Origin of the sequence: Mongoliitalea daihaiensis, assembly GCF_021596945.1 — a bacterium.
Taxonomy (GTDB): domain Bacteria; phylum Bacteroidota; class Bacteroidia; order Cytophagales; family Cyclobacteriaceae; genus Mongoliitalea; species Mongoliitalea daihaiensis.
The window spans coordinates 2,297,341-2,319,859 of record NZ_CP063779.1; the positions used below are offsets into that span (position 1 = coordinate 2,297,341).

Below are 22,519 nucleotides of genomic sequence, written 5' to 3' on the forward strand. Positions count from 1 at the left end.
GAAGTTATGAAAGGGTTACGAATTTTACAGGGTCTTGTCCTGTTATGTATATTATTAATACCGGTTATGATTATAGTCTTTTTGAAGACTTTTGGAAATAATCAATTTGATATACCGGTTTTGTATCAATATGGTGTAGAAGATGCTTTTCAGGAGTGTAATTACCCTGACAGTATTCAGCATGTAATTCCTGACTTTACCTTTACATCCAATAAAGGTTTGCAAGTTGGGAGATTTGAAATGGAGGGGAAAATCACAATTGTTGATTTCTTCTTTACTTCATGCCCAAGTATTTGTCCTGTGATGTCATCCGAAATGGAGCGTGTAGACGATGCATTTAAAGATAATCCAAATGTTCAGATTTATTCCATTTCAATAGATCCGGATTTTGACACAAAAGAGGTCTTGGAGAGTTATGCTCAAAAGCACATGGCCTCTCCTAAATGGCACTTTCTTTCAGGGGATAAGGAAGAGACGTATCGGTTAGCTAGATGTGGATTTGTATTGCCAACCTTTGACGGCTATGGAGTACCGGATGATTTTGTTCACAGTGACAAATTTGTATTGGTGGATGAATTTGGCAGAATAAGAGGCTATTATAGTGGTACTACCAGAGAAGAAGTTGATAGATTAATAGTAGAAACAAAAATCCTGTTACATGGAAAATAAAATAACCTTCGAATCCGAGGATAAAGGGATCTTAAAATGGATAACAGTTATAGCTACTGCGGTACCAGTGGTAGTGGCTATTTTATTATTTATGCCTTCTAAAATTGATGTAGCTTCTGAATGGGTTTTCTTTTTGCCTCACTTAAATGCAGTCATCAATTCAGCCGCTACTCTAGCGTTGATTTTAGCTATTGTATTTATTAAGAATGGGAATATTCAGTTGCATCGAACAGCTATGACAACAGCATTTGGACTGGGGGCTATTTTCTTGGTTTCTTATGTAATTTATCATGCTACTGCTGAAAGCACAACTTTTGGTGGAGAGGGCTGGATCAGACCAGTATACTACTTCATTCTGATCACCCATATCATCCTTGCGGCTGTCGCCTTGTTCCCAATTTTATTGGCATATTATTACGGTTACATGGATAAGCGTGATCAACACAAAAAAATCGTTAAATTTGCTTATCCAATATGGTTATATGTAACCATTACGGGAGTTTTGGTGTACTTAATGATAAGTCCGTATTACACCTTTTAATTAATTGAAGTATGAAGCGTTTGAAAAGAGGAGTTTTTTTGGCCATTGCTTTCTTGTTTATTCAAGTCTCTGCATTTGCACAATGTGCCATGTGTAGAGCCACTGTGGAAAATAATGTTAGCAATGGAGATACCACCGTTGGTGCTGGTCTAAATATGGGGATTCTTTACCTGTTGGCAGCCCCATACACTATAGCGCTCATCATCGGTTTACTTTGGTACAAAAATGCCAAAAAGCGGAAGACGAGATATGTTTTTCACGGAGATAAATTTTAAAAGAGAAAGCAAAGTTTGAATCTAAACTTTGCTTTTTTACATTTAGTCCATGAATACCCGAACCAAACGTTTACTCTATACTTTTGCCGTTTTATCGATTGGTTTATTGTTGGTTTTTTTGGTAGATTTTTCCTCTTCCGATCCTGCCAAAAGATTTGCCCAGCCAATTTCTCAAAAAATCCAGGCCGTAGAAGCTGCTTTTGATTTGGACTTTATTGATCTTTTAATGAAAAATAGGCCTGATGATGATGTAAATTTCACTAGTCTATCTATAAATTCCAATCATCCATATTATATATTTTCTGATAACGGTGAGCTCCTGTATTGGTCTGAGTTTACATTTATACCTGATTTTGAGAATATACAAGTAAGTGTGAATCCCTCCATTTTGGAAACAAGGGAAGGTATTTTTTTTAGTAAGCTGCGAAGGTTCTCAAGAAACGAACGCTCTTTTTGGCTCCTTCAAGTGTATCCATTGATACTCAATTCGGTTGTACAGAATGATTACTTGCCTTCGGGATATAACCAAGAGGTTTTTGGTTCGGAGGATTTCGTAATTGTTAGTGAACAAAGTGATCGAGGGATTCCTATTTTAGGATTGAAGAATGATGTATTGTTTTATGTGTCTTTTCAGGAAAACTACCGGTCTATAGGAGAATCAAGAAATCTGCCTGTGTTGGTTTTCTTTTTTTCCCTATTAGCGCTAGTGGCCATTTTATCGAATGATTTAGTGCGCATGTTGTGGCGTAAGGGACACTCTTGGAAAGCAGTGTTGTATACTCTTTTGATTTTAGTTGCTGTCAGAGGCGCCATGCTTAGCTTGAGTTTCCCTAAAGATTTTTTTGATTTTGCGCTTTTTGATTCTGTCCAATATGCTTCCTCTTGGGTTAACCCAAGCTTAGGGGATTTACTTTTAAATATGCTTGCTGTAATGTTGGTCTTTGGAATGGTACTTAAAATTTTAGCCTTTCCAAATTTTAGTTTTTTGGTCTTAATGTCCGACACTAATTTTCCGCATTGGTTAAAATTAATTTTAGCATATATACTTTCTTTTTTTTTCCTTGCGCTCTTTTATAGTTTGTATGTCAATATTTTAACAAACTCTCAATGGGATTTAAATATTTTAAGCCTTCCTTCATTTGATTTATTTAAGGGACTTTCTCTCCTAATAATATTTTTTGGGGCGTCTATCTATTTGCTTTTTAATTTATATGGGTTGAAAGTAATTATGGATGAACAATCCTTTCAAAAAGGGAAAGCTATTCAGCTTCTTTTATTGCTCTTTATTCCCCTAAATATTTTCTTGCTTTGGGTAAATTGGATTTGGGCTATTTTAGTCTTCGTGCATTTATTTTTTTTAGTTTCTGTTATTGGATTTCAACTATTTCAGAATGTTCAAAGAATAGGTTTGTCCACCTTTTTGACATTTTTCTTTGGATGCCTGATCGCAGGATTAATTACTGGTATAGCTTCTTATGAAGTATACTTGGAAAGAGAAATAGAATCTAAAGAACGGTTTGGGAGTCAGCAACTCTTGGAGAATGACCTCATGGCCGAGTTTTTACTTGCGGATGTGATGGAAAAAATCCGTGAGGATTTATTCATTAGGGCTGCTATTACAGACCCCTTTCAGCCAAAAGAAGCGATTGAGCGAAAAATAAGAAGAATTCATCTTCCCAATTACTTTGATCAATACGCCATCAAGGTTAAGGTATTTAATACTAACGGAGATAATATTTTAAATCGGGAGGATATTTCTACTCTTCAAGATCTGAGGGTGTCCTATGTGAAAAGTGATTTTGTAACTTCTGTCAGAGATTTGTACATGCCTAGTATCTCCGGCGGGGAATTTTTGAATAAGTTTTATACTGCGTTTGTTCCTCTTTTTAGAGAGGGCAACCTTATTGGTACAGTCTATTTGGAAATGCAACAGTTACGAGTCCTGCCTAGCGCTGTATTCCCCAAGCTTTTGCTGGATAACCGATATTCAAATTTTTTCAACGAGCAATCGTATGATTATGCTGTGTTGGTTGAAGGAGAGCTTCAATACACTGTTGGGGTTTTTAACTACAGGATGGCTACATTTGAAAAGAGCATGCAAGATCCAGAATTATTTGCTCGGGGAATTCACAGAAATGGTTATCACCATTTAGGTGTTCAGGATGGGACAAAAACAGTCGTTGTGTCTTCTCCAAATTACCCCATATATTACATTCTGGCCGACATTTCTTTATTTTTTATTTCCTTTATTCTATTGACATTGATCAGTATGTTTGCCTATGCACTTTTCAAAGGTTTAGGTAAGGTTGATTTTAATTTTGCCACCAAGCTTCAGATGTATCTGAATTTTGCTTTTTTCTTTCCAATTTTGATTATTTCCGTCATTATCATTGGTTTGTTGTCCAATTCGTATCAAGAGGAGCTTGATCGGCAGTACCTAGAGAAAGTGACTATTTTAAGGGATAATCTGACCACAGTGCTCGAACGTCAGGAGGCAGGGATTTCCGCGAGAGATGAGTTCCCGGAAGCTGTTAATACCCTATCTGCGACTTCAAATACTGAAATTAATGTGTATGGGGCTTCAGGTACCATGCTATATAGTTCTCAGCCAACAATTTTTGATAAGCGTATTATTTCCCGGAAAATCAATCCTCAAGCAATCGTAGAGATTGTCGAGAAAGCAAATAACGTTGCATTGATCAAGGAACATGTTGGTGGATTGAATTTTAAATCAGTGTATGCTGCGATTAGAAGTTCTGATGGTGAAACTATCCAAGCCATTATTTCAGTTCCCTTTTTTGAAAGCGAAGAAGAACTTGATCGGTTAATTGCAGATGTATTGAGTAATATCATCAACATTTTTGTTTTAATTTTTATCATTTTCTTGTTCGTATCCTATTTTGTATCCAAGCAGATTACCCATCCTTTTAAATTGCTGACGCAAAAATTAAAAATGACAGGTTTAGAGGATAATGAGCCCATGTATTGGCCTTCAAGAGATGAAATTGGATTGTTGGTAAATGAGTACAATAATATGCTCTTTAAACTTGAAGCAAGTAAAAAAGTACTTTCTGAAACTGAAAAAGAATCGGCATGGAGAGAGATGGCTAAGCAGGTAGCGCATGAGATCAAAAATCCACTGACACCGATGAAGCTGACTTTGCAACACTTGTTACGATTGCAGGCAGATAATAAATTGGATGATCCATCCATGCTCAAGCGCCCGATTGAAACTTTAATTCATCAGGTAGATACACTCAGTGATATTGCTACTTCATTTTCTACCTTTGCTAAAATGCCTTTGCCTAAAAATGAAATCGTGAATTTCAAAAAAGTAATCAGTGATACCATTGAATTGTTTAAGTCGAGAGAAAAGGGAGCAATTTACTTTGCTGATGAAAGCTCTATGGATGTAGTTGAAATTAAAGGTGATGATCAATTAGTGGGAAGGATTATTTCTAATTTGATTATCAATGGAATTCAGGCAGTAGATGGTAGAAAAAAACCTGTAATTCGATTGCGACTATATAAAGATCATAGCGATGCAGTCCTTTCTGTAGAAGATAATGGTAAGGGAATTCCTGATTCTTTGAAAGACAAGATATTTATTCCCAATTTTAGTACCAAGAGTGAAGGCTCGGGCCTAGGGCTAGCGATTGCTAAAAGGGGTACAGAGACTATCGGTGGAAAAATTTGGTTTGAAACTGGGGAAGGTAAGGGGACAATATTTTATCTGAGTTTTCCTTGTGTCAATAGAGAAACATAAGGCAGTATATGTTGAGGATTGTTGATTGTTCAAAAATTGTAACTTAGGGAATACAACGAATGTATTCATGATTGATTCAAAGGTTTTTTTCTGTTTTATGATACTCGTGCTAGGGATTGGTACTAGCATGGCACAGGAAATTACCTGTAAATGGATACCAAAAGAAGTGTTTCAAGAGGGTTTTTTACTGGATAGTTTATCTGTGGTGGAAGAGACGATCATAGTAAGAGATGTGGAAGGGACGAGATATCCCTTTAGCTATGAATTGCAGACAGGTTACATTCAATTATTGATCGGGTTATCAGCACCTGATTCGTTGGAATTCTGTTACCGGACCTTCCCTTTAGCCTTTCACCAGCCATTTGCTAAGCGTACGCTGATGGTGGATTATGACTCGATGGCGCAATTTAAGGATAGAAGGGTGGCAGCCAGTTCTTCCTTTGATTTCCGAGAAGAGTTATTTTCTTCCTCCAACTTGACCAAGTCAGGAAATCTTACCCGAGGTGTGTCTTTTGGCAATACACAAAATCTTTTTGTCAATTCATCTCTGAATCTACAGATGAGTGGTGAGTTGGCGGAAAATCTGAATATTCGAGCCAGTATTTCTGATCAAAATGTACCTTTTCAGCCCGAAGGGAATACCCAGCAACTCCAAGATTTTGACAATGTATTGGTTGAGTTGTACAATGATCAGTTCAATTTAGCAGCAGGGGATGTAGTATTGCAGCAAAGGAAATCGGAATTTTTAAGATACTATAAAAACGTGCAAGGAGTACAACTTACTACGCAGTACACCTTAGGCGACCGCTGGAAAGCATCTACTCAAGCTGCAGCTTCTGTGGCAAAAGGTAGATTCGCCTCTATTGAACTTGAGATTCAAGAAGGGACCTTAGGCCCTTATCGTATTCAAGGGCCAAGCAATGAGCGATTTGTGATTATTATGGCAAATTCAGAGCGTGTATTTCTGGATGGGGTGCAACTGCAAAGGGGATTTAATTATGACTATGTGATTGATTATAATCAAGGAGAAATCACCTTTACGCCCAAAGTATTAATTACAAAGTACTCTAGGGTTCGGATTGATTATGAGTTTGCTGAGCGCAATTTTCAACGATCTATTTTGGCGGTCAACCATATTCAAGAGTCTGAAAAGCTCACCTTTTATATGAATTTTTATCGGGAGCAAGACAACCGAAATAGGCCTTTGTTTTTCGACTTTACTGAAAATGAGCGTAGACTATTGGCTTCTGTTGGGAATAATGTCGAGAATGCACTCGTGCCGCGCATTGACTCCGTGGCATTTGATCCCAATAGAATTTTGTATAGAAGAGTGCAAAGTACAGATGGACAAGGAAATCTGTTTGATTTCTTTGAATATTCTACAAATCCAGCGGAGGCGTTTTTTGCCCTCAGCTTTTCAGAGGTAGGCCAAGGAAATGGAGACTATGTCCGGGAGCAACAGTTGGCTAATGGACAGGTTTTTGTTTTTAGACCTCGAATCAACGGGATGCCTCAGGGTAATTTTTCAATCGTAACACAGTTGCCGGCGCCCAATAAAAATCAACTATTTACAGTAGGGTCACGCTATAAATTGAGTTCCTATGAGCAAGTATACACAGAGGTCGCTTTTTCCAATGCGGATAGAAACCTCTTTTCGACCATTGATAATGAGGAAAATAGAGGTTTAGGTATCAAGTCAGGGTTTCTGTCGGAAAATCGACCCATAGAAAAGTTAAAGGGTTATCGCTTGAGCTCTTTGACTGAATTCGAGTACAATTCTTCCCACTTCAGTTTCATCGACCGGCTTCGATACATAGAATTTGACCGGGATTGGAGTTTAAGTGCAGAGGACATGCTGTTGGCGGGGCATGAGCGGATTTTCAATACAGAGTTTGGCATCGCTAAGGATGCAAATAATGTGATGAAATACCGTTTCAATTGGAGGAATAGAGGAGTAATTCAGTCAGGAGTACAGCATTTGGCAACATGGAATCAAGAGGTAGGGTCTCGACTGATCTTGAAAAATGAGCTTTTTTACCTGGATTCTGATGTGAGAGATTTAAACTCACAATGGCTTCGTTACACGGGAGATGTAAGCTATCGTTCAAAAGTCCTAGTGCCTGGCTACCGGTTTATGTTGGATCAAAATGCTGTTAGGAATGTTGAAAGAGATTCAGTTATCAGCACGGCAATGAATTTTCAGGAGCATTTGTTTTACTTAAAAAGTAATGACACATTGACTTATTCATTTTTTATCAATACGTCCTTTAGAGAAGATAAATTTCCAGTTGCTGGAATACTGGAGTCAGATACGGAAGCTTTCCAGTCTATGTTTGGTTTAAAAAGGCGTTTTGGTTCGCATGACCTGAGTGCTAGTTTTACTTATCGGGAGTTGGCTTTTCTTCGGCTTGACAACGAAAGAGAAACTACCGTTTTGGGTAAGGTGGATTATTTGGGTAATTTTTGGAAGGGAAATATTCGCAATGAGTTAAGTTATGCCTTAGGAAATGGGCGTGAGTTTCGAAGAGAATTTATTTTCTTACCCGTCCCGACAGGAGAAGGGACGCATACATGGAGAGATGATAATGGAGATGGTATTCAGCAGTTGAATGAGTTTTTCATTGCCATTAATCCAGAGGAAAAGAACTTTATCAAAATATTTGTACCTACTGCTGAATTTGTTCAGGCCTATACGACTATTTTCAATTACCGAGTCAATGCCAAATTTCCAGATACATGGAGAAAAGAGCAGGGATTGAAGAAGTTTGCTCAGAAGTTTTCCAATACGACAAGTGTCAGCATCGAAAAGAAAATAACTTCAGATGCTTTTTGGGATCGAATCAATCCTTTGGCAGGTTCTTTTGCTCCTGAGGATTTGATATCAGTCCGTCAGGTGATTCGTTCGAGTTTTTTCTTCAATAGGGCATCCGCCAAATATGGATTTGATTTTTCCATTTTTGATAGTCAAAATAAGCAATTGTTGGCGGGAGGTTTTGATGATTTGAAACAACAAGATTTGCGATTAAACACACGTACCAGTTTTGGGCAGCAGCTGAATGCGCGCTTGATGCTGCTCAGTGGGGTGCGGGTAGCTGATTCAGACTTCTTGGATAATCGGAATTTTAATGTACAACAACAAGCTATTGCTCCAGAATTTGCTTGGCAACCCAATTCATTTTTCAGAACTACCGTTTTATATCAGTACACAGCGAAAGAAAATAGAGCGAATCTCGAGATTAATGAACGATCTAAATTAAATGAAGTTTCATTGGACTTGAGGTATGCCAAAGCTATCAAAACCACTATCAATACCCAATTGAAGTATGTGTACATTGATTACAATGGTCAGCCAAATACCCCTGTTGGATATGAAATGTTGCAAGCATTGACACCGGGAAATAATGTAACATGGTCGTTTAATTGGCTCCAAAAAATAGGGGAAGGATTGCAAATGAATGTAGTCTATGAGGGAAGAAATTCTCAAGGGCTCAATCGATTGGTACACATAGGCAGAATGCAGGTTACTGCCTTATTTTAACTAAAAGAAGTATCAACTGTATATTTTTGAGTATCAACCAATCTCAAACTGCTGACTTTAGTATTTTTTTATTAGTATCAAACATGATATTTATCATGTTTTAACCTTGTTAATATCACCTTCTTTCAGCAATCCAACTTTTAGATTTGTAAATAAATATTTTTGTTATGCAGGGAAAAGTAGATCATAAGATGAAGTTTGTAGTGCCTGAGGAGATTATCTCTACCCACTACTGCGAAAAATTACCGGAAGGGTTTTCTAACCACTTATTGACGGGTGAGGACTCACTTGCTTGTAGCCCTCAACATGACCCTACTTTATTTACCGTTCATCTGCCAGAAGTCTTGGATTGGTTGCATCAGCATGATCATCCCAAGTCATTGGAGGAAGAACCTTGTCAAATTCCAGTTCTTTTGTATGATAAGCATTTGTCAATGGATCGTTTACTTTTTCATTATGACGGCACTCCTGCTTCAGCCAAACTTATTCGTAATTTCATCCAGCTATTTCAAAATAATATCAAAAACAGTCGGGCAACAATTATTTCACCTTCTTTCATTCCAAAATCTAAATTAAAAGAAGAGCAAGAGATTGTTCAATTAGTCACCGCATCAACGGAGGAGACCTCCTTCATCAAATTTAACTTCTCACGTATCGGAGATTTTTGGTCTTATGCGGTTAAACATCAGTGTACGCTATTAGTCACAACAAAAAATTACCAATCTGATTTAGCAAAGGTTCTTTTCCATTTTTACAAAGGAGGTATGTGGTATGATCGTTTGGCATTTTATCTATCTTTCTAAAATAAAAGTATGACAAAAGTCATTTTTTTGAAACAAAAATTTATAAATTAGATGAAATGAGTAACCCAGTACGATTGAAACCGATTACCGAACATCAAGCCTGTTTTCACTGTGGCGAGCAATGCACAAGCGAAATTCTCCATTTCGATGGAAAAGAGTTTTGCTGTTCGGGTTGTAAATTGGTGTACGAAGTGCTCTCTGAAAGTGAACTTTGCAGCTATTACGATATTGCTGACACACCTGGAATTAGTCAAAAATCTAATCAAGGAAAAGATAATCGGTTTGACTATTTGGATGATGCAGATATCATCGATAAGCTAGTAGACTTTAAAAATCAACAGGAAATTCACATTACTTTTTTTATCCCTTTGATTCATTGTGCATCCTGCATTTGGTTATTGGAAAATCTTCACAAACTACACTCCGGTATAGTGTCGGGTCGCGTAGATTTTATTAAGAAAAAAGTTCAGGTAAAATATAATAGTGACCAAATAAACCTGAAAGAGGTCGTTCAACTTCTTTCTAAAATTGGCTATGAACCATCCATCAATTTGGCTGATTCTGATAAAAAGAAGCCGGAAATCTCGGATAAAAAGTTGATTAAAAAACTAGCGGTTGCTGGTTTTTGCTTCGGTAATATGATGTTATTTTCCTTACCGGAGTATTTCTCGGAAGCGGAACTTTTGGGTGAAGGTTTCAAAAAGACATTTAATTACCTCAATGTATTCTTGGCATTACCGGTATTTTTCTACGCTGCTACAGATTACTATCGTTCGGCCTGGCTTTCAGTCAAGAATAGGGCCGTGAATATGGATGTGCCCATAGCGATTGGGATTGTTACCTTGTTTATCTACAGTCTCTTTGATATTTTATACTTAGGCAATGAAGGATACATGGACACCTTGGGTGGATTGTTATTCTTCCTTTTGATAGGGAAATATTATCAACAAAAAACCTACGATACCCTATCTTTTGATAGAGATTATAAATCTTACTTTCCTATCGCAGTCACTAAAGTGGTGAGAAATCGGGAAGAGGTGATTCCATTGATCAAACTTCAGGTTGGAGATATCATCAAGGTAAGAAACGAGGAATTAATTCCGGCAGACAGCATTTTATTGGAAGGGGAGGCAACCATTGATTATAGTTTTGTGACAGGTGAAGAAGTGCCCATTTCGAAGCAAAAAGGGGAGTTGATCTATGCGGGGGGAAGACAAAAGGGCAATGCCTTGACTTTGACTGTCCAAAAATCACCTTCCCAAGGGTATTTGACGGATCTTTGGAACAATGAGAGTTTTGAAAAGGATAAAATTCAAGATTTGGCATCCTTAGCTAACCGCATTTCTGGGAAGTTTACATTTATAGTAATTTTTATCGCACTCTTAGCATTTGCCTATTGGGCTTATGCGGGGCAAGTTTCTACTGCAGTGTTGGCATTTACCTCTGTATTGATCATTACTTGTCCGTGTGCTTTGGCCATGTCTACGCCATTTACTTTGGGGAATACGCTTCGAGTTTTTGGACAGGGTAAGTTTTATTTGAAAAATGCTCAAGTGATCGAACGTTTGGCTCGTGTGGACACAGTCGTTTTTGACAAAACAGGAACATTGACGGATCCTGGTAAGGCTTCGGTCACGTATTCAGGTGAGTCACTTTCCCCTGAGACACAATCCTTGATCAAGGGGATGGTCTCCCAGTCTACGCATGCTTTGAGTAATCGCATCAATTCTTGGCTCGAAGGAGTGACAGCAACTTCATTGGAACAGGTGTTGGAATTGACTGGCAAAGGACTGCAAACCATCTACAAAGGACAGCAAATTCGTTTAGGTTCGGCGGTATTTGTAGGGGCGAATACTAAGAACTTACCTAGTGGAGGTAATTTGGTGTTCCTTGCAATTGAAGAACAAGTGCTAGGGTATTTCTATATTCTTTCTGGATTGAGAGAGGGAATTGCGGAGGTAGTATCTGAGATACAGGGTCAAGCGAAAGTCCATTTGCTATCTGGGGACCAAGATCATGAGCGAGAGAATCTCCAACAAACGTTTGGGCAAGATGTGCTGATGAATTTCAATCAAAGTCCGAAAGATAAATTGACCTACATACAGCAACTCAATCAGTCAGGTGTGCAGACGTTGATGGTAGGAGATGGCCTCAATGATGCGGGGGCTCTACAGGAAAGTCAGGTAGGGATCGCTTTGACGGATAATATCACTAATTTCTCTCCAGCTTCTGATGCGATCATGGATGCCTCCATGGTGCAGAAGTTACCTCGGTTTTTGCAATTCGCTAAGACCAGTAGAAATATTATCAAAGCCAGTTTCGGCCTAAGCTTTACATACAATGTCTTTGGAGTCTTTTTCGCTGTGCAGGGCCTAGTCAGCCCGGTATTCTGTGCGATTTTGATGCCGATATCCAGCATTTCTGTGGTAGTGTTTACCACGGTTACGACTAATTATCTAGCTTACAAACGTGGGCTTAAACCAAAAATCTGGTAATCATGGAAGTAATCTTTGTGCTCATAGCCATCAGTCTTATCCTCGCAGGAACCTTTCTTTTCCTCTTTTTTAGAGCAATGAAAGGAGGACAGTTTGATGATAATCATACGCCTGCGATCAGGATTTTATTTGAGAATAAACCAAACAATAAAAATAAAGAAGTACCATCAACAAAATCGAAGTAAGTATGTCAGGAACAACTCTGGAACAGTTTAAGTACGATAACACAATTGTTAAGTACTTTGGCGTAGCCACCATAGCATGGGGCATCGTCGGAATGTTGGTTGGGGTGATAGCTGCTACCCAGCTATTTTTACCCGAAGCCAACATGGGGAATCCCTACACCACATTTGGTAGAATCAGGCCATTGCACACCAATGCTGTCATTTTTGCCTTTGTGGGTAACGCAATTTTTGCAGGAATTTACTATTCCATGCCAAGATTGCTCAAAACACCTATGTGGAGCAAAGCTTTGAGCTGGTTTCACTTTTGGGGTTGGCAATTAATTATTTTATTGGCAGCAGTTACCCTGCCTTTGGGAATTACCAGTTCCAAAGAGTATGCGGAGTTGGAGTGGCCAATTGATATATTGATTGCAGTAGTATGGGTAGCTTTTGGTGCAAACATGATTGGTTCTCTGATCAAAAGAAGAGAGAAGCACATGTATGTAGCCATTTGGTTTTACTTGGCATCCTTTGTTACAGTAGCAGTTCTCCATATATTTAATTCCTTGGCTTTGCCGGTTAGCTTTTTCAAAAGTTACTCTGCTTATGCAGGGGTGCAGGATGCCTTGGTACAGTGGTGGTATGGACACAATGCGGTAGCATTCTTCTTGACTACTCCATTCTTGGGTTTGATGTATTATTACCTTCCAAAAGCCGCTAATAGACCGGTTTATTCGTACAAACTCTCGATTATTCACTTCTGGTCCTTGATTTTCTTGTATATCTGGGCAGGACCTCACCACTTGTTATATACCTCTTTGCCTGAATGGGCTCAGATTTTGGGTGTGGTATTCTCCGTCATGTTGATTGCTCCATCTTGGGGTGGTATGGTGAATGGTCTCCTAACCTTAAGAGGTGCTTGGGATAAAGTACGTGTAGATCCTGTATTGAAATTCATGGTGGTTGCTGTGACGGCATACGGTATGGCGACCTTCGAAGGTCCTATGCTTTCTCTTAAAAATGTGAATGCCATTGCTCACTATACTGACTGGATCGTAGCACACGTGCACATCGGTGGTTTGGGCTGGAATGGTTTCTTCACCTTTGCGATGTTATACTGGTTATGGCCTAAAATGTGGAAAACCAATTTGTATTCCAATAAATTGGCGACTACTCACTTTTGGATGGGTACCTTGGGGATCATTTTCTACGCACTTCCGATGTATGTGGCAGCTTTGACGCAGTCTTTGATGTGGAAAGAATTCACAGAAGCAGGTAGATTGGCTTATCCTAACTTCCTTCAGACCGTGATTCAAATTGTCCCGATGTATATGTTGAGAGCTTTTGGCGGGTTATTATACTTGTCAGGTGTATTCTTGATGGTATATAACATGATCAAGACTGCCAAGCAAGGAACATTTATGGCTGAGGAAGCTGATGAAGCGCCTGCATTGAAGCCTCATGTGGCGCATGATGGTGAGTTTTGGCACAGAGCATGGGAAAGAAAACCAGTTTTCTTTACCGTATTGGCAACGATAGCTATCTTGATAGGTGGTGCTGTGGAGATTATCCCAACAATTTTGGTGAAGTCCAACGTGCCGACAATAGCTAGTGTAGAACCTTATACTCCGTTGGAATTGCAAGGTAGAGATTTGTATATCTCTCATGGTTGTGTAGGCTGTCACTCTCAGATGATCCGTCCGTTCCGTTCTGAAACAGAGCGTTATGGAGAGTATTCTAAAGCTGGCGAGTTTGTGTATGACAGACCATTCTTATGGGGTTCTAAGCGAACAGGTCCAGATCTACACAGAGTGGGTGGTAAGTATCCAGATAGCTGGCATTACAACCACATGGTAGACCCTACCAGCATGTCTCCAGGCTCTTTGATGCCTCCATATCCATGGATGGCAGACAATATCATGGATCACTCCATTGTTCCTGCTAAAATAAATACACTTAGAAAGCTGGGGGTTCCTTATCCAGATGGTTATGAAGAGGAAGCAAATGCCGACTTGATGGTGCAAGCAGATGGTATTGTGAAGAATCTGAAAGAGTCAGGAATTGCAGTCATGCCAGAGTCTGAAATTGTGGCTTTGATTGCCTACTTACAGCGCTTGGGTACTGACATCAAAAAGACAACCGCTTCTAACCCCTAAATAACTGAGCTATGAAAAAGGACCTTTTGAATTCTATCGAAAACATAGAAATATATCCGATCATCTCCCTCTTGATCTTTGTGATCTTCTTTGCAGGCATGTTTATATGGGTGATAACAACAGATAAGAAATATATCAATTACATGAAAGACATGCCTTTCAGTGATGAACCAGAAAAGAACAGCGACTATGAAAAAGTTTAAATTCCTTCTTATCATGATGCTTGGGTTAGCGAGTGCGCTCCCGGCATCAGCACAGACCAGTGAGATGAACTGGGTGTCTAATTTGCAAAGCCTTGATTCCAGCCAAGCAACTCTCTTAGTGATTATGGGGGTAGTACTTTTTGTAATCGTGCTCCTACTCGTATTGATGATCTACCTTATGAGTTTTATGGTGGCCGTATTCAAGAAAGAAAACCCTGCATTAGCTGCGCAACCTACATGGTGGGATGAGTTTAAACTCAAGTACATCGTAGGTAAAATGAAGCCGGTAGGAGGCAAAGAAGAAAAAGAATTGATGCTAGATCACTCTTATGACGGTATTGTAGAATTGGATAATCACATGCCTCCATGGTTAGCAAATGTATTTTACATCACCATTGCTTTTGCGGTTGTTTACTTTACGTACTACAGTGTTTTAGGACTTGGAAAAACTCAATTAGAGGAATATGCAGAAGAGCAGCGAGTGGCGGCTATCAAGATAGAGGCATACAAAGCAACACTTGCTAATTTGATTGATGAAACCAATGTGGAGTTTGACGAAAGTGCAGCAGCGCTAGCAGCTGGTAAAAGCATCTATTCGGCCAACTGTGCAGCCTGTCACGCAGCAGATGGTGGAGGAGGAGTTGGACCTAACTTTACAGATGAGTACTGGATTCATGGAGGAAGTATCAATGATATCTTCCGCATCGTGAAATATGGTGTACCTGCCAAAGGGATGATTCCTTGGCAAGACCAACTGAGTCCAGAAGAAATGCAACAGGTATCAAGCTATATCAAAACCTTGGTAGGAACTACACCGGCAAATCCTAAAGCTCCCGAAGGAGAGCTGTATAGACCAGCCGCTGAGGAAGAAGCAGAAGTGGTATCAGACGAGGCAATTGCTGAAGCTATCTGATACCATACAAAGTATCCCGATGGCCAAGTAGTGCCATCGGGATCCCTAATTGTCCCACACCACCACAACTGAGACAATTTAAATATTACACCAGTTTATCATGAGCAAAATTAATCCGAGTCTTGACCCCGAAAAATTCAGAGATTCCTTAGGTACGGTCAGTGCCGAGGGGAAGCGTAACTGGATTTACCCCAAAAAAGTAAGCGGTAAGTTCTACCAATGGAGAACCTATCTTTCTTGGGTGTTGCTCGCTATCTTGTTTATTGGCCCATTTATCATTGTAGATGGGAGACCATACATGCTTTTCAATATTTTTGAGCGGAAATTCATCATATTTGGGGCTGCTTTTTGGCCTCAGGATACGCATATTTTGATCTTTTTGTTATTGATATTCTTTGTCTTTATCATTCTCTTTACAGCTGTTTTTGGGCGTATATTTTGTGGATGGGCCTGTCCTCAAACCTTATTTATGGAGATGGTTTTTCGAAAAATCGAGTATTTGATCGAAGGAGATGCTAATCAGCAACGAAAACTAAATGAAATGCCATGGAATGGAGAAAAAATCTGGAAAAAAGGACTGAAGATGTCTATTTTCACATTGATTTCCTTGGTAATTGCACATTTGGTGATGGCCTATCTTATTGGCATTGATCAAGTCAAAGAAATTGTATCCCAGCCACCTAGCGAACACATGGCAGGCTTTATTGGGTTGATGGCATTTACTGGTGTGTTCTTATTCGTGTTTTCATGGTTTAGAGAGCAAGCTTGTATTGTAGTGTGTCCTTATGGGCGTTTGCAGGGAGTATTACTTGATGCCAACTCCATCAATGTAACCTATGACCACGTTCGAGGCGAACCTAGAGGGATGATACGAAAAAATAAAGTGGAAGAACAACCCAAGGGAGATTGTATTGATTGCGGACTTTGTGTGCAAGTATGCCCAACTGGAATAGATATCCGCAATGGAGTTCAGATGGAATGTGTCAACTGTACTGCTTGTATCGATGTATGCGATGAGGTGATGGTGAAAGTAGAAAGACCCAAAGGGCTGATTCGCTATGCCTCTGATAATAGTGTCATTGAAAAAACACAAAAGCTGATTACCCCAAGAGTCCTCGGGTATGTTGCTGTGTTGGTAGTACTGATAGGAGCCTTTATTACCTTGTTGGCAACCCGAGAAGACCTACATGCAACTGTTACTCGATTCAGAGGGATGACCTATCAAGAAAGAGAAGGTGGTCAGGTCAGTAATTTGTATGAGGTGACATTTATCAATAAAACCTTCAAAGATCAAGTGGTGGAAATTCAAACGGAAGACAATGACTTTCTAGTTGAAGTGATCGGAGACCAAAACTGGCACTTGGGAGGACAAGCGAAATTTGAAGGAAGGTTCTTCTTGGTAAAAGATCAGCAAAAAATCAATAGAAACCAGGAGGATGTCGTGCTCTTACTCTTACAAAATGGAGAAGTAATTGACAGGATTGAGACGAGCTTTGTAGCACCGGTTAGGTAGAAGCGAGAGACGAGATGCGAGAGTTTAGAAACGAGAAGCGAGATGCGAGAGTTTAGAAGCGAGAATCAAGAATCAAGAGGCAAGATGTAAGAGTGTACCAAGAACTAATTAAGGAATCATGTAAAAAAAAGAATAACCGTATTTCAACCACTAACGAAACCGTTGACTGTCGACAGTGGACCGAGGACCTCTAACCACTGGCTTCGGCTCCGCTCAACCAACAATAACTCAATAAACCAATCACTAAGATGTACCAAGTACCAAGTACGAAGAACCAAGAAGGGATTCAGGAAATAAAAAAGAATAATCGTATTTCAACCACTAACGAAACTGTTGACCGTCCACAGTGGACTGTTGACATCTAACATCTAACAACTAATCACTCAATAAACCAATCACTAATCACTAACTCACTATACCAATGGACTGGGGAAAAGGAATCATATTAACATTAACTGCTTTTGCTGGGATAATTATCAGCATGGTGGTGATTTGTGTGCGTCAGGATGACATACACTTAGTTACGCAAAATTATTACGAGGAGGAAATCAAATATCAGGATCAGATTGATAAAATGATTAATGCTAATCAATTGGACTACGAGGCAATGGCATATGATGCACAGCGTCGGTTGATAGAACTAAATCTTCCAAAAGGCTCCAAAGGTACTTTACATTTATTTAGACCATCCGATGCACGATTGGATCAAAAGTTGGATTTCGATATTCAGGATGATGAAGCCAATGCCATCAATTTGAGTGAGTTGAAGCCTGGTTACTGGAAGATCAAAATGACTTGGGTGGAGGACGAAACTTCGTATTATCTGGAGAAAAAAATAAACATCTGATGATCTGGACGGCATTTTTACTGGGGTTTTTTGGGTCTTTTCACTGCTTAGGTATGTGTGGCCCCATCGCTTTGGCTGTTTCGGCCAAGGATAACTCCCGGTTTATTGCCAATAAAATTATCTATAATCTTGGGAGAACTCTTACCTATGCTGCGCTTGGTGCAGTGATAGGCTTGGTAGGATTTTCTTTGGCTTTAGCGGGCATCCAACAGTGGATATCCATAGGGATGGGAGTGCTCATTTTGCTGATGGCATTTTTTTACAAGCGATCTGAGCGCTATATCACCCAATCTGGCTTGTTTGGTTTGGTCAATCAACTGAAATCTAAGCTTGGTTTTTTCCTAAAAAGGGGAGGAACACAAGCATTTTTTGCTTCGGGTTTGCTCAATGGATTACTGCCCTGTGGTATGGTATACATTGCCCTGATTGCCTCTTTGGCTTTGCAGAGTCCTTGGGAAGGCGCTCTGTACATGTTCTTTTTTGGGATAGGCACAATCCCCATGTTACTGGCAGTGATGTTATCCGGTAAGGTCCTCCCCTTAGTGTGGCGGGAACGCTTTGTGCGGAGTGTTCCTTATTTTGCCATGTTTATTGGTATTTTGTTTATCGTCCGAGGTCTAGGGGTTGGTAATCAATGGAGTCCTAAGCCGCCTGTAGTGGAGGTTGATGGAACAGTTACGGAGATGACGGTGTGTCATGGGGATTAAAAAAAGCCCCAATTTCTCAGGGCTTTTTTAGTGGTTAGGCTGGGTTGAACTGTCAAATTGCTTTACTAAAGCTGAATCTTTCTTGGTTTCTTGCTTGCATTCGTAAATCAAACACCATACAGATATTGCGCAAGAAGGGCAAACCTGCGGGTAGTACCTCAATACCGGAGGCATCAAAGGCGATCAGTCCTTCCTCTCTGAATGTTTTGAGCTTTTCCCAATTTCTCTTTCCTAACAGGGAGTAATAACAAAAATTCCAAGAGGCTTGCTGATTGCATATCAGTTGTAAGATCAAATTTCTATTGTCTATGTCTTCTGAACTCATACAGTGTCCTTTGCTAATAGCAAAATGGCCGGAAGCTATTTGTTCTTTGTAAAGATCGATTTCCTTGACATTCTGCGCATATGCATAGTACACATCTGATATAGAGCTATTTCCTAAGCCGATTAATATCCGCGATGGGGATGTGGTGTAGCCCATGAAGTTTCTATGCAGGGTTTTGGTCAATTTGGCAATATAAAGTGGGTCTCGAGGCAAAGCAAAATGATCCATGCCGATTTCTACGTACCCCATACCAGCCAAAATCTCCTTTCCTTTTTCATATAGGTTTCGCTTTTCTGATTCCTTTGGGAGAAATTGTTCGAAGCTTTTCTGAGCGGGAAATGACTGGGGCAAGTGAGCATAGCTGTAAAAGGCTATCCTGTCAGGCATTAGCTCAGCTACCTTTTCAAAGGTGGCTGCGATGGTCTCTGTCGTTTGATGGGGTAACCCATAAATCAAATCAAAATTCACCGAAGTATAGCCGATTTCTCGAGCTACGTCCGTTGCCTCTTGTACCCGCTCAAAGGGTTGTATTCGATGAATCGCTTTTTGTACTTCTTCATTGAAGTCCTGAATGCCGTAACTCACCCTTCTGAAACCTAGGCCAAACAATACTTGCAAGTGTTCCCGCGTGGTATTATTGGGATGCCCTTCAAAACTGAATTCTGCATCGTCCATCGGAAGGCTGCTATTGATGATAAAGCTGAGCATTTCCTGAAGGGATTCCGGTGAAAAAAATGTTGGGGTACCACCACCCAAATGGATTCCTTTCAGTTTGGGTTGCTCTCCAAGTAAGTTGAGGTAAGCATCCCATTCGTTCATGATGGCTGTAATGTAAGGTGTTTCTACTGCATGGTTTTTGGTGATTCGCTTGTTACAGCCACAGTAAGTACATAAACTTTCGCAGTAGGGAAGGTGGATGTATAAGGTGATACCATCTTCCTCTCCAAAGCTATTGTAGGCCTTTTGAACAAATCCTCTCCAACTGGTAGGTGTTAGGTCATCTTCCCACAAAGGAACAGTTGGGTAAGAAGTATAGCGAGGTGCTGGAACGTTATATTTTTGGATTAAATCGATCGTAGGAACTGACATAGGCCATTTTTATTTCCTACAAATTTCAAACAATTTCAATAGCAATTAGCTGATGAAAATCCCAAGTAAACCTGATAAAAATCAGGTTTTCAAAGAGGCCCCTGTTATTAGGCCTCTTTGAATTCTACTTTTGAAATGATATCGTAAGTCAAATGAATCATGATGGCAGTCACCAAACTCATGCCTATAGCCATCCCTAACATAGCGTAAACGAATTTTTGGCTGATGATAAACGTCAGGACACCGACTCCTACCGATGGTAAAACCCCAAATAAAATAACTCCGAAAATGATCAGGGGACGAATGAGTTTGCGGTCCCATCCTTCTTCAAATCCTACATGTGTCACAAGTGCAACGGAAAATCCAGTGACATAATACATCAACAAGACAAGTGGGAAGATAAGTACCAAGCCCCAACTTAATTGTCCAATGAGCACAGTTGGCACGATGAGGGCCAAGGAAAACAGGAAGGTCTGTATCAGATCCAAGCGGATCATGTTCCAGAACTTGGATGTCCATGAGGCAGGAATCAAGATGAAGTAAGGCTTTTTCAAATCACCAATATTGGTCCTTCCCATTCCAGAAAAGAAATAAATGACCAATAAAAAGATCATATAGCCATAGACGACTTTGTGTGAAAACCAATCAAAGTGAGAAAGCCCTGCCATGACTACGGCAATACCTGCAAAGGCTAGAGCATACACACCAAAAAGAGGATGAAAATCCTGTCGGCTTGCATGTACGTAGTTTCTCCAATACAAGGCAGTAGCTCCCGTTCCAAAGTTTTTGAGATCTAGCTTCTTCTTGGTGTTTAAACTCATCGCTGACTCGGAAGCCTCTTGTTTTTGCGCTTTTTCTTTAACTTCTTCGTTGGATTTGGTGGATTCTAAAACATCTTCGTAATAGTAGCCCGAGTGGTAAATGACCTGTTGGACTATGAGTAGGAAAATCAAGATGTATACTGTAACGAATCCACCTGCTATCCAAAGGCTTTCATGCCCTAGATAGGTGACGATTCCTCTACTCCAACCTACCAACGGGAAAAAGTCAAACCAGGGAGAACTGATCCATAGAAACATCCCCTGCCAAAATTTTTCAGCGAGTAATCCAGGAATCAGAATGAGGAGCGCTAGTGAAAGTCCTAGACCAAAAATCAGACCTTTGATGGTCGGTAAAATATGATATTTAGTATTTAAGGTATAAATTAAAAACCGTACCGGTGAAAGGATGAAGAAAAATAATGTAAAGCCTAAAGACATAATCAGAATATTGCCTACAGTCAGCTCAAATACATCGTTGAGTTGGGCTGTACTGTACACGACAAACAAAATAGAACCACCCAACGCAGGGATGATGGATCGGACCATGTAGTACAATAAAATATTGGCAGGGACAACAGGACCTGTGAAAAGTAGATTCACATCAGCCATGCTAAAAAAACTGATATTCTTTTTAGTTGCCTTGTAGAGTTGGAACATTAAAAAAATCAAGGCGATAAGTGTCAGTCCTCCTTTGATATTGATGAGTTCATAGTTGACTTCTGATAGCTGATCGGATACTTGATCCAAATCATTAGTATTAACAGAGGAGGATTTTTTTCCTCGGTTGAAATAGAAAAAGCTGAAGTAGCCTACGATGAAGATATAGGGTAAAAGACGTGCTGGATTTTTTAAAATCAGCTTGATATTATTTAAGACAATATACCAGTCTTTGCGAAGTAATAGTTTGATCTCATTCATCTTTTGTCAGTTCTAAAAATAGATCTTCTAAACTAGAGTCTTGACTTTGGCTAAAGGTTGTTTTTAAATTAGTCAAGGTGTCGTTTCCGATGATATTGCCATCTTTCATGATCATGATTCTATCAGCTATGGTCTCCACAGAATCTATCAGGTGAGTGCTTACCAAAATGGTTTTCCCACTTTCTTTAAGCTCTTTGAATATTCGCTTGGTATTCTTGATTGCTTTAGGATCGAGCCCAATCATCGGCTCATCAAAAAATAGCACTTGAGGCTCGGTTAGTAAAGCACAGCAAATAGATACTTTTTGCCTCATCCCTTTGGAAAGGTCTCTGCCTAGCTTGTCTTTTTTATCCGCAAGTTCATACACTTCCATCCAATGTTCAGCTTTTTCTTTCCAATTGGGGACATTGTAGGCTTGCGCAATGAATTGCAGGTGCTCCCAAGTAGTCAACAAATCATATACGTGAGGGGTCTCTGGGATATAAGAAAACAGTTTTTTGGCATTTACGGACAAGTGATCGTGTCCACCGATGTAAATTTCACCAGCTGTTTTCCTAAGGAGCCCGACAATACATTTCATGGTGGTGCTTTTACCAGCACCATTTGGACCCAATAGTCCGACTACTTCCCCTCCTTCTAATGAAAAAGTAATGTTATTGACAGCATTTTGTTTCCCGTATTTCTTAACCAAATCTATGACTTGAAGCATGCCTGCATTTTTTTATAAATTTCAATTCCCCAATATTAATCTTTTACCAAGTATTTACCCACTTAGT

General features: G+C 39.7%; 17 protein-coding genes. 14 read left to right on the forward strand and 3 right to left on the reverse strand.

Annotated elements, in window-relative coordinates; genetic code table 11:
- Positions 1-6 precede the first annotated feature (6 nt).
- From IPZ59_RS09810 to IPZ59_RS09875, 14 genes are all read left to right on the forward strand, one after another.
- Positions 7-669, forward strand: coding sequence for an SCO family protein (locus tag IPZ59_RS09810; RefSeq protein WP_236139669.1), 663 nt, complete (start codon positions 7-9; stop codon positions 667-669).
- Positions 659-1,210 (forward strand): DUF420 domain-containing protein, encoded by a 552-nt coding sequence (locus IPZ59_RS09815; RefSeq protein ID WP_236139670.1) that lies wholly within the window; start codon positions 659-661, stop codon positions 1,208-1,210. The genes IPZ59_RS09810 and IPZ59_RS09815 overlap by 11 nt, the downstream gene beginning before the upstream one ends.
- Positions 1,211-1,221: 11 nt before the next feature.
- The gene (locus tag IPZ59_RS09820) at positions 1,222-1,485 is read left to right on the forward strand and encodes a hypothetical protein (RefSeq protein WP_236139671.1); all 264 of its coding nucleotides are present in this window, start codon (positions 1,222-1,224) and stop codon (positions 1,483-1,485) included.
- A gap of 49 nt (positions 1,486-1,534) precedes the next feature.
- A complete protein-coding gene (locus IPZ59_RS09825; RefSeq protein WP_236139672.1) occupies positions 1,535-5,251 on the forward strand; it encodes a sensor histidine kinase in 3,717 nt (1,238 codons plus the stop codon).
- 97 nt (positions 5,252-5,348) lie between these two features.
- Positions 5,349-8,789 carry a hypothetical protein gene (locus tag IPZ59_RS09830; RefSeq protein WP_236139673.1) on the forward strand — a complete coding sequence of 1,147 codons (3,441 nt, stop codon included), beginning with the start codon at positions 5,349-5,351 and terminating at the stop codon, positions 8,787-8,789.
- 167 nt (positions 8,790-8,956) lie between these two features.
- Complete coding sequence (locus IPZ59_RS09835; protein WP_236139674.1) at positions 8,957-9,592, forward strand: hypothetical protein; 636 nt, start codon at positions 8,957-8,959, stop codon at positions 9,590-9,592.
- Between the two features lie 56 nt (positions 9,593-9,648).
- On the forward strand, positions 9,649-12,087 hold the full coding sequence (locus IPZ59_RS09840; RefSeq protein ID WP_236139675.1) for a heavy metal translocating P-type ATPase: 2,439 nt from the start codon (positions 9,649-9,651) through the stop codon (positions 12,085-12,087).
- Between the two features lie 2 nt (positions 12,088-12,089).
- Positions 12,090-12,272, forward strand: coding sequence for a cbb3-type cytochrome oxidase assembly protein CcoS (gene ccoS / locus IPZ59_RS09845; RefSeq protein WP_236139676.1), 183 nt, complete (start codon positions 12,090-12,092; stop codon positions 12,270-12,272).
- Positions 12,273-12,274: 2 nt separating this feature from the next.
- Positions 12,275-14,407: a cytochrome-c oxidase, cbb3-type subunit I gene (gene ccoN, locus IPZ59_RS09850; protein WP_236139677.1), complete on the forward strand. Its 2,133-nt coding sequence runs from the start codon at positions 12,275-12,277 to the stop codon at positions 14,405-14,407.
- An 11-nt stretch (positions 14,408-14,418) separates the two neighbouring features.
- Positions 14,419-14,610 carry a cbb3-type cytochrome c oxidase subunit 3 gene (locus IPZ59_RS09855; protein WP_236139678.1) on the forward strand — a complete coding sequence of 64 codons (192 nt, stop codon included), beginning with the start codon at positions 14,419-14,421 and terminating at the stop codon, positions 14,608-14,610.
- Entirely contained in the window at positions 14,597-15,523 is a 927-nt protein-coding gene (locus IPZ59_RS09860; RefSeq protein ID WP_236139679.1) for a cbb3-type cytochrome c oxidase N-terminal domain-containing protein, read from the forward strand. Before IPZ59_RS09855 ends, IPZ59_RS09860 begins: the two co-directional genes overlap by 14 nt.
- A gap of 100 nt (positions 15,524-15,623) precedes the next feature.
- Entirely contained in the window at positions 15,624-17,036 is a 1,413-nt protein-coding gene (gene ccoG, locus IPZ59_RS09865; protein WP_236139680.1) for a cytochrome c oxidase accessory protein CcoG, read from the forward strand.
- A gap of 421 nt (positions 17,037-17,457) precedes the next feature.
- The gene (locus tag IPZ59_RS09870) at positions 17,458-17,883 is read left to right on the forward strand and encodes a FixH family protein (protein ID WP_236139681.1); all 426 of its coding nucleotides are present in this window, start codon (positions 17,458-17,460) and stop codon (positions 17,881-17,883) included.
- A complete protein-coding gene (locus IPZ59_RS09875) occupies positions 17,883-18,590 on the forward strand; it encodes a sulfite exporter TauE/SafE family protein (protein ID WP_236139682.1) in 708 nt (235 codons plus the stop codon). Before IPZ59_RS09870 ends, IPZ59_RS09875 begins: the two co-directional genes overlap by 1 nt.
- A gap of 52 nt (positions 18,591-18,642) precedes the next feature.
- On the opposite strand, the gene hemN is transcribed toward IPZ59_RS09875, so the two are convergent.
- The 3 genes from hemN to IPZ59_RS09890 form a co-directional block, all read right to left on the reverse strand.
- Positions 18,643-20,004, reverse strand: a complete 1,362-nt coding sequence (gene hemN / locus IPZ59_RS09880) for an oxygen-independent coproporphyrinogen III oxidase (RefSeq protein WP_236139683.1) — start codon at positions 20,002-20,004, stop codon at positions 18,643-18,645.
- Positions 20,005-20,111: 107 nt separating this feature from the next.
- Positions 20,112-21,743 (reverse strand): putative ABC exporter domain-containing protein, encoded by a 1,632-nt coding sequence (locus IPZ59_RS09885; RefSeq protein WP_236139684.1) that lies wholly within the window; start codon positions 21,741-21,743, stop codon positions 20,112-20,114.
- A complete protein-coding gene (locus IPZ59_RS09890) occupies positions 21,736-22,452 on the reverse strand; it encodes an ABC transporter ATP-binding protein (RefSeq protein ID WP_236139685.1) in 717 nt (238 codons plus the stop codon). The genes IPZ59_RS09885 and IPZ59_RS09890 overlap by 8 nt, the downstream gene beginning before the upstream one ends.
- Positions 22,453-22,519 lie beyond the last annotated feature (67 nt).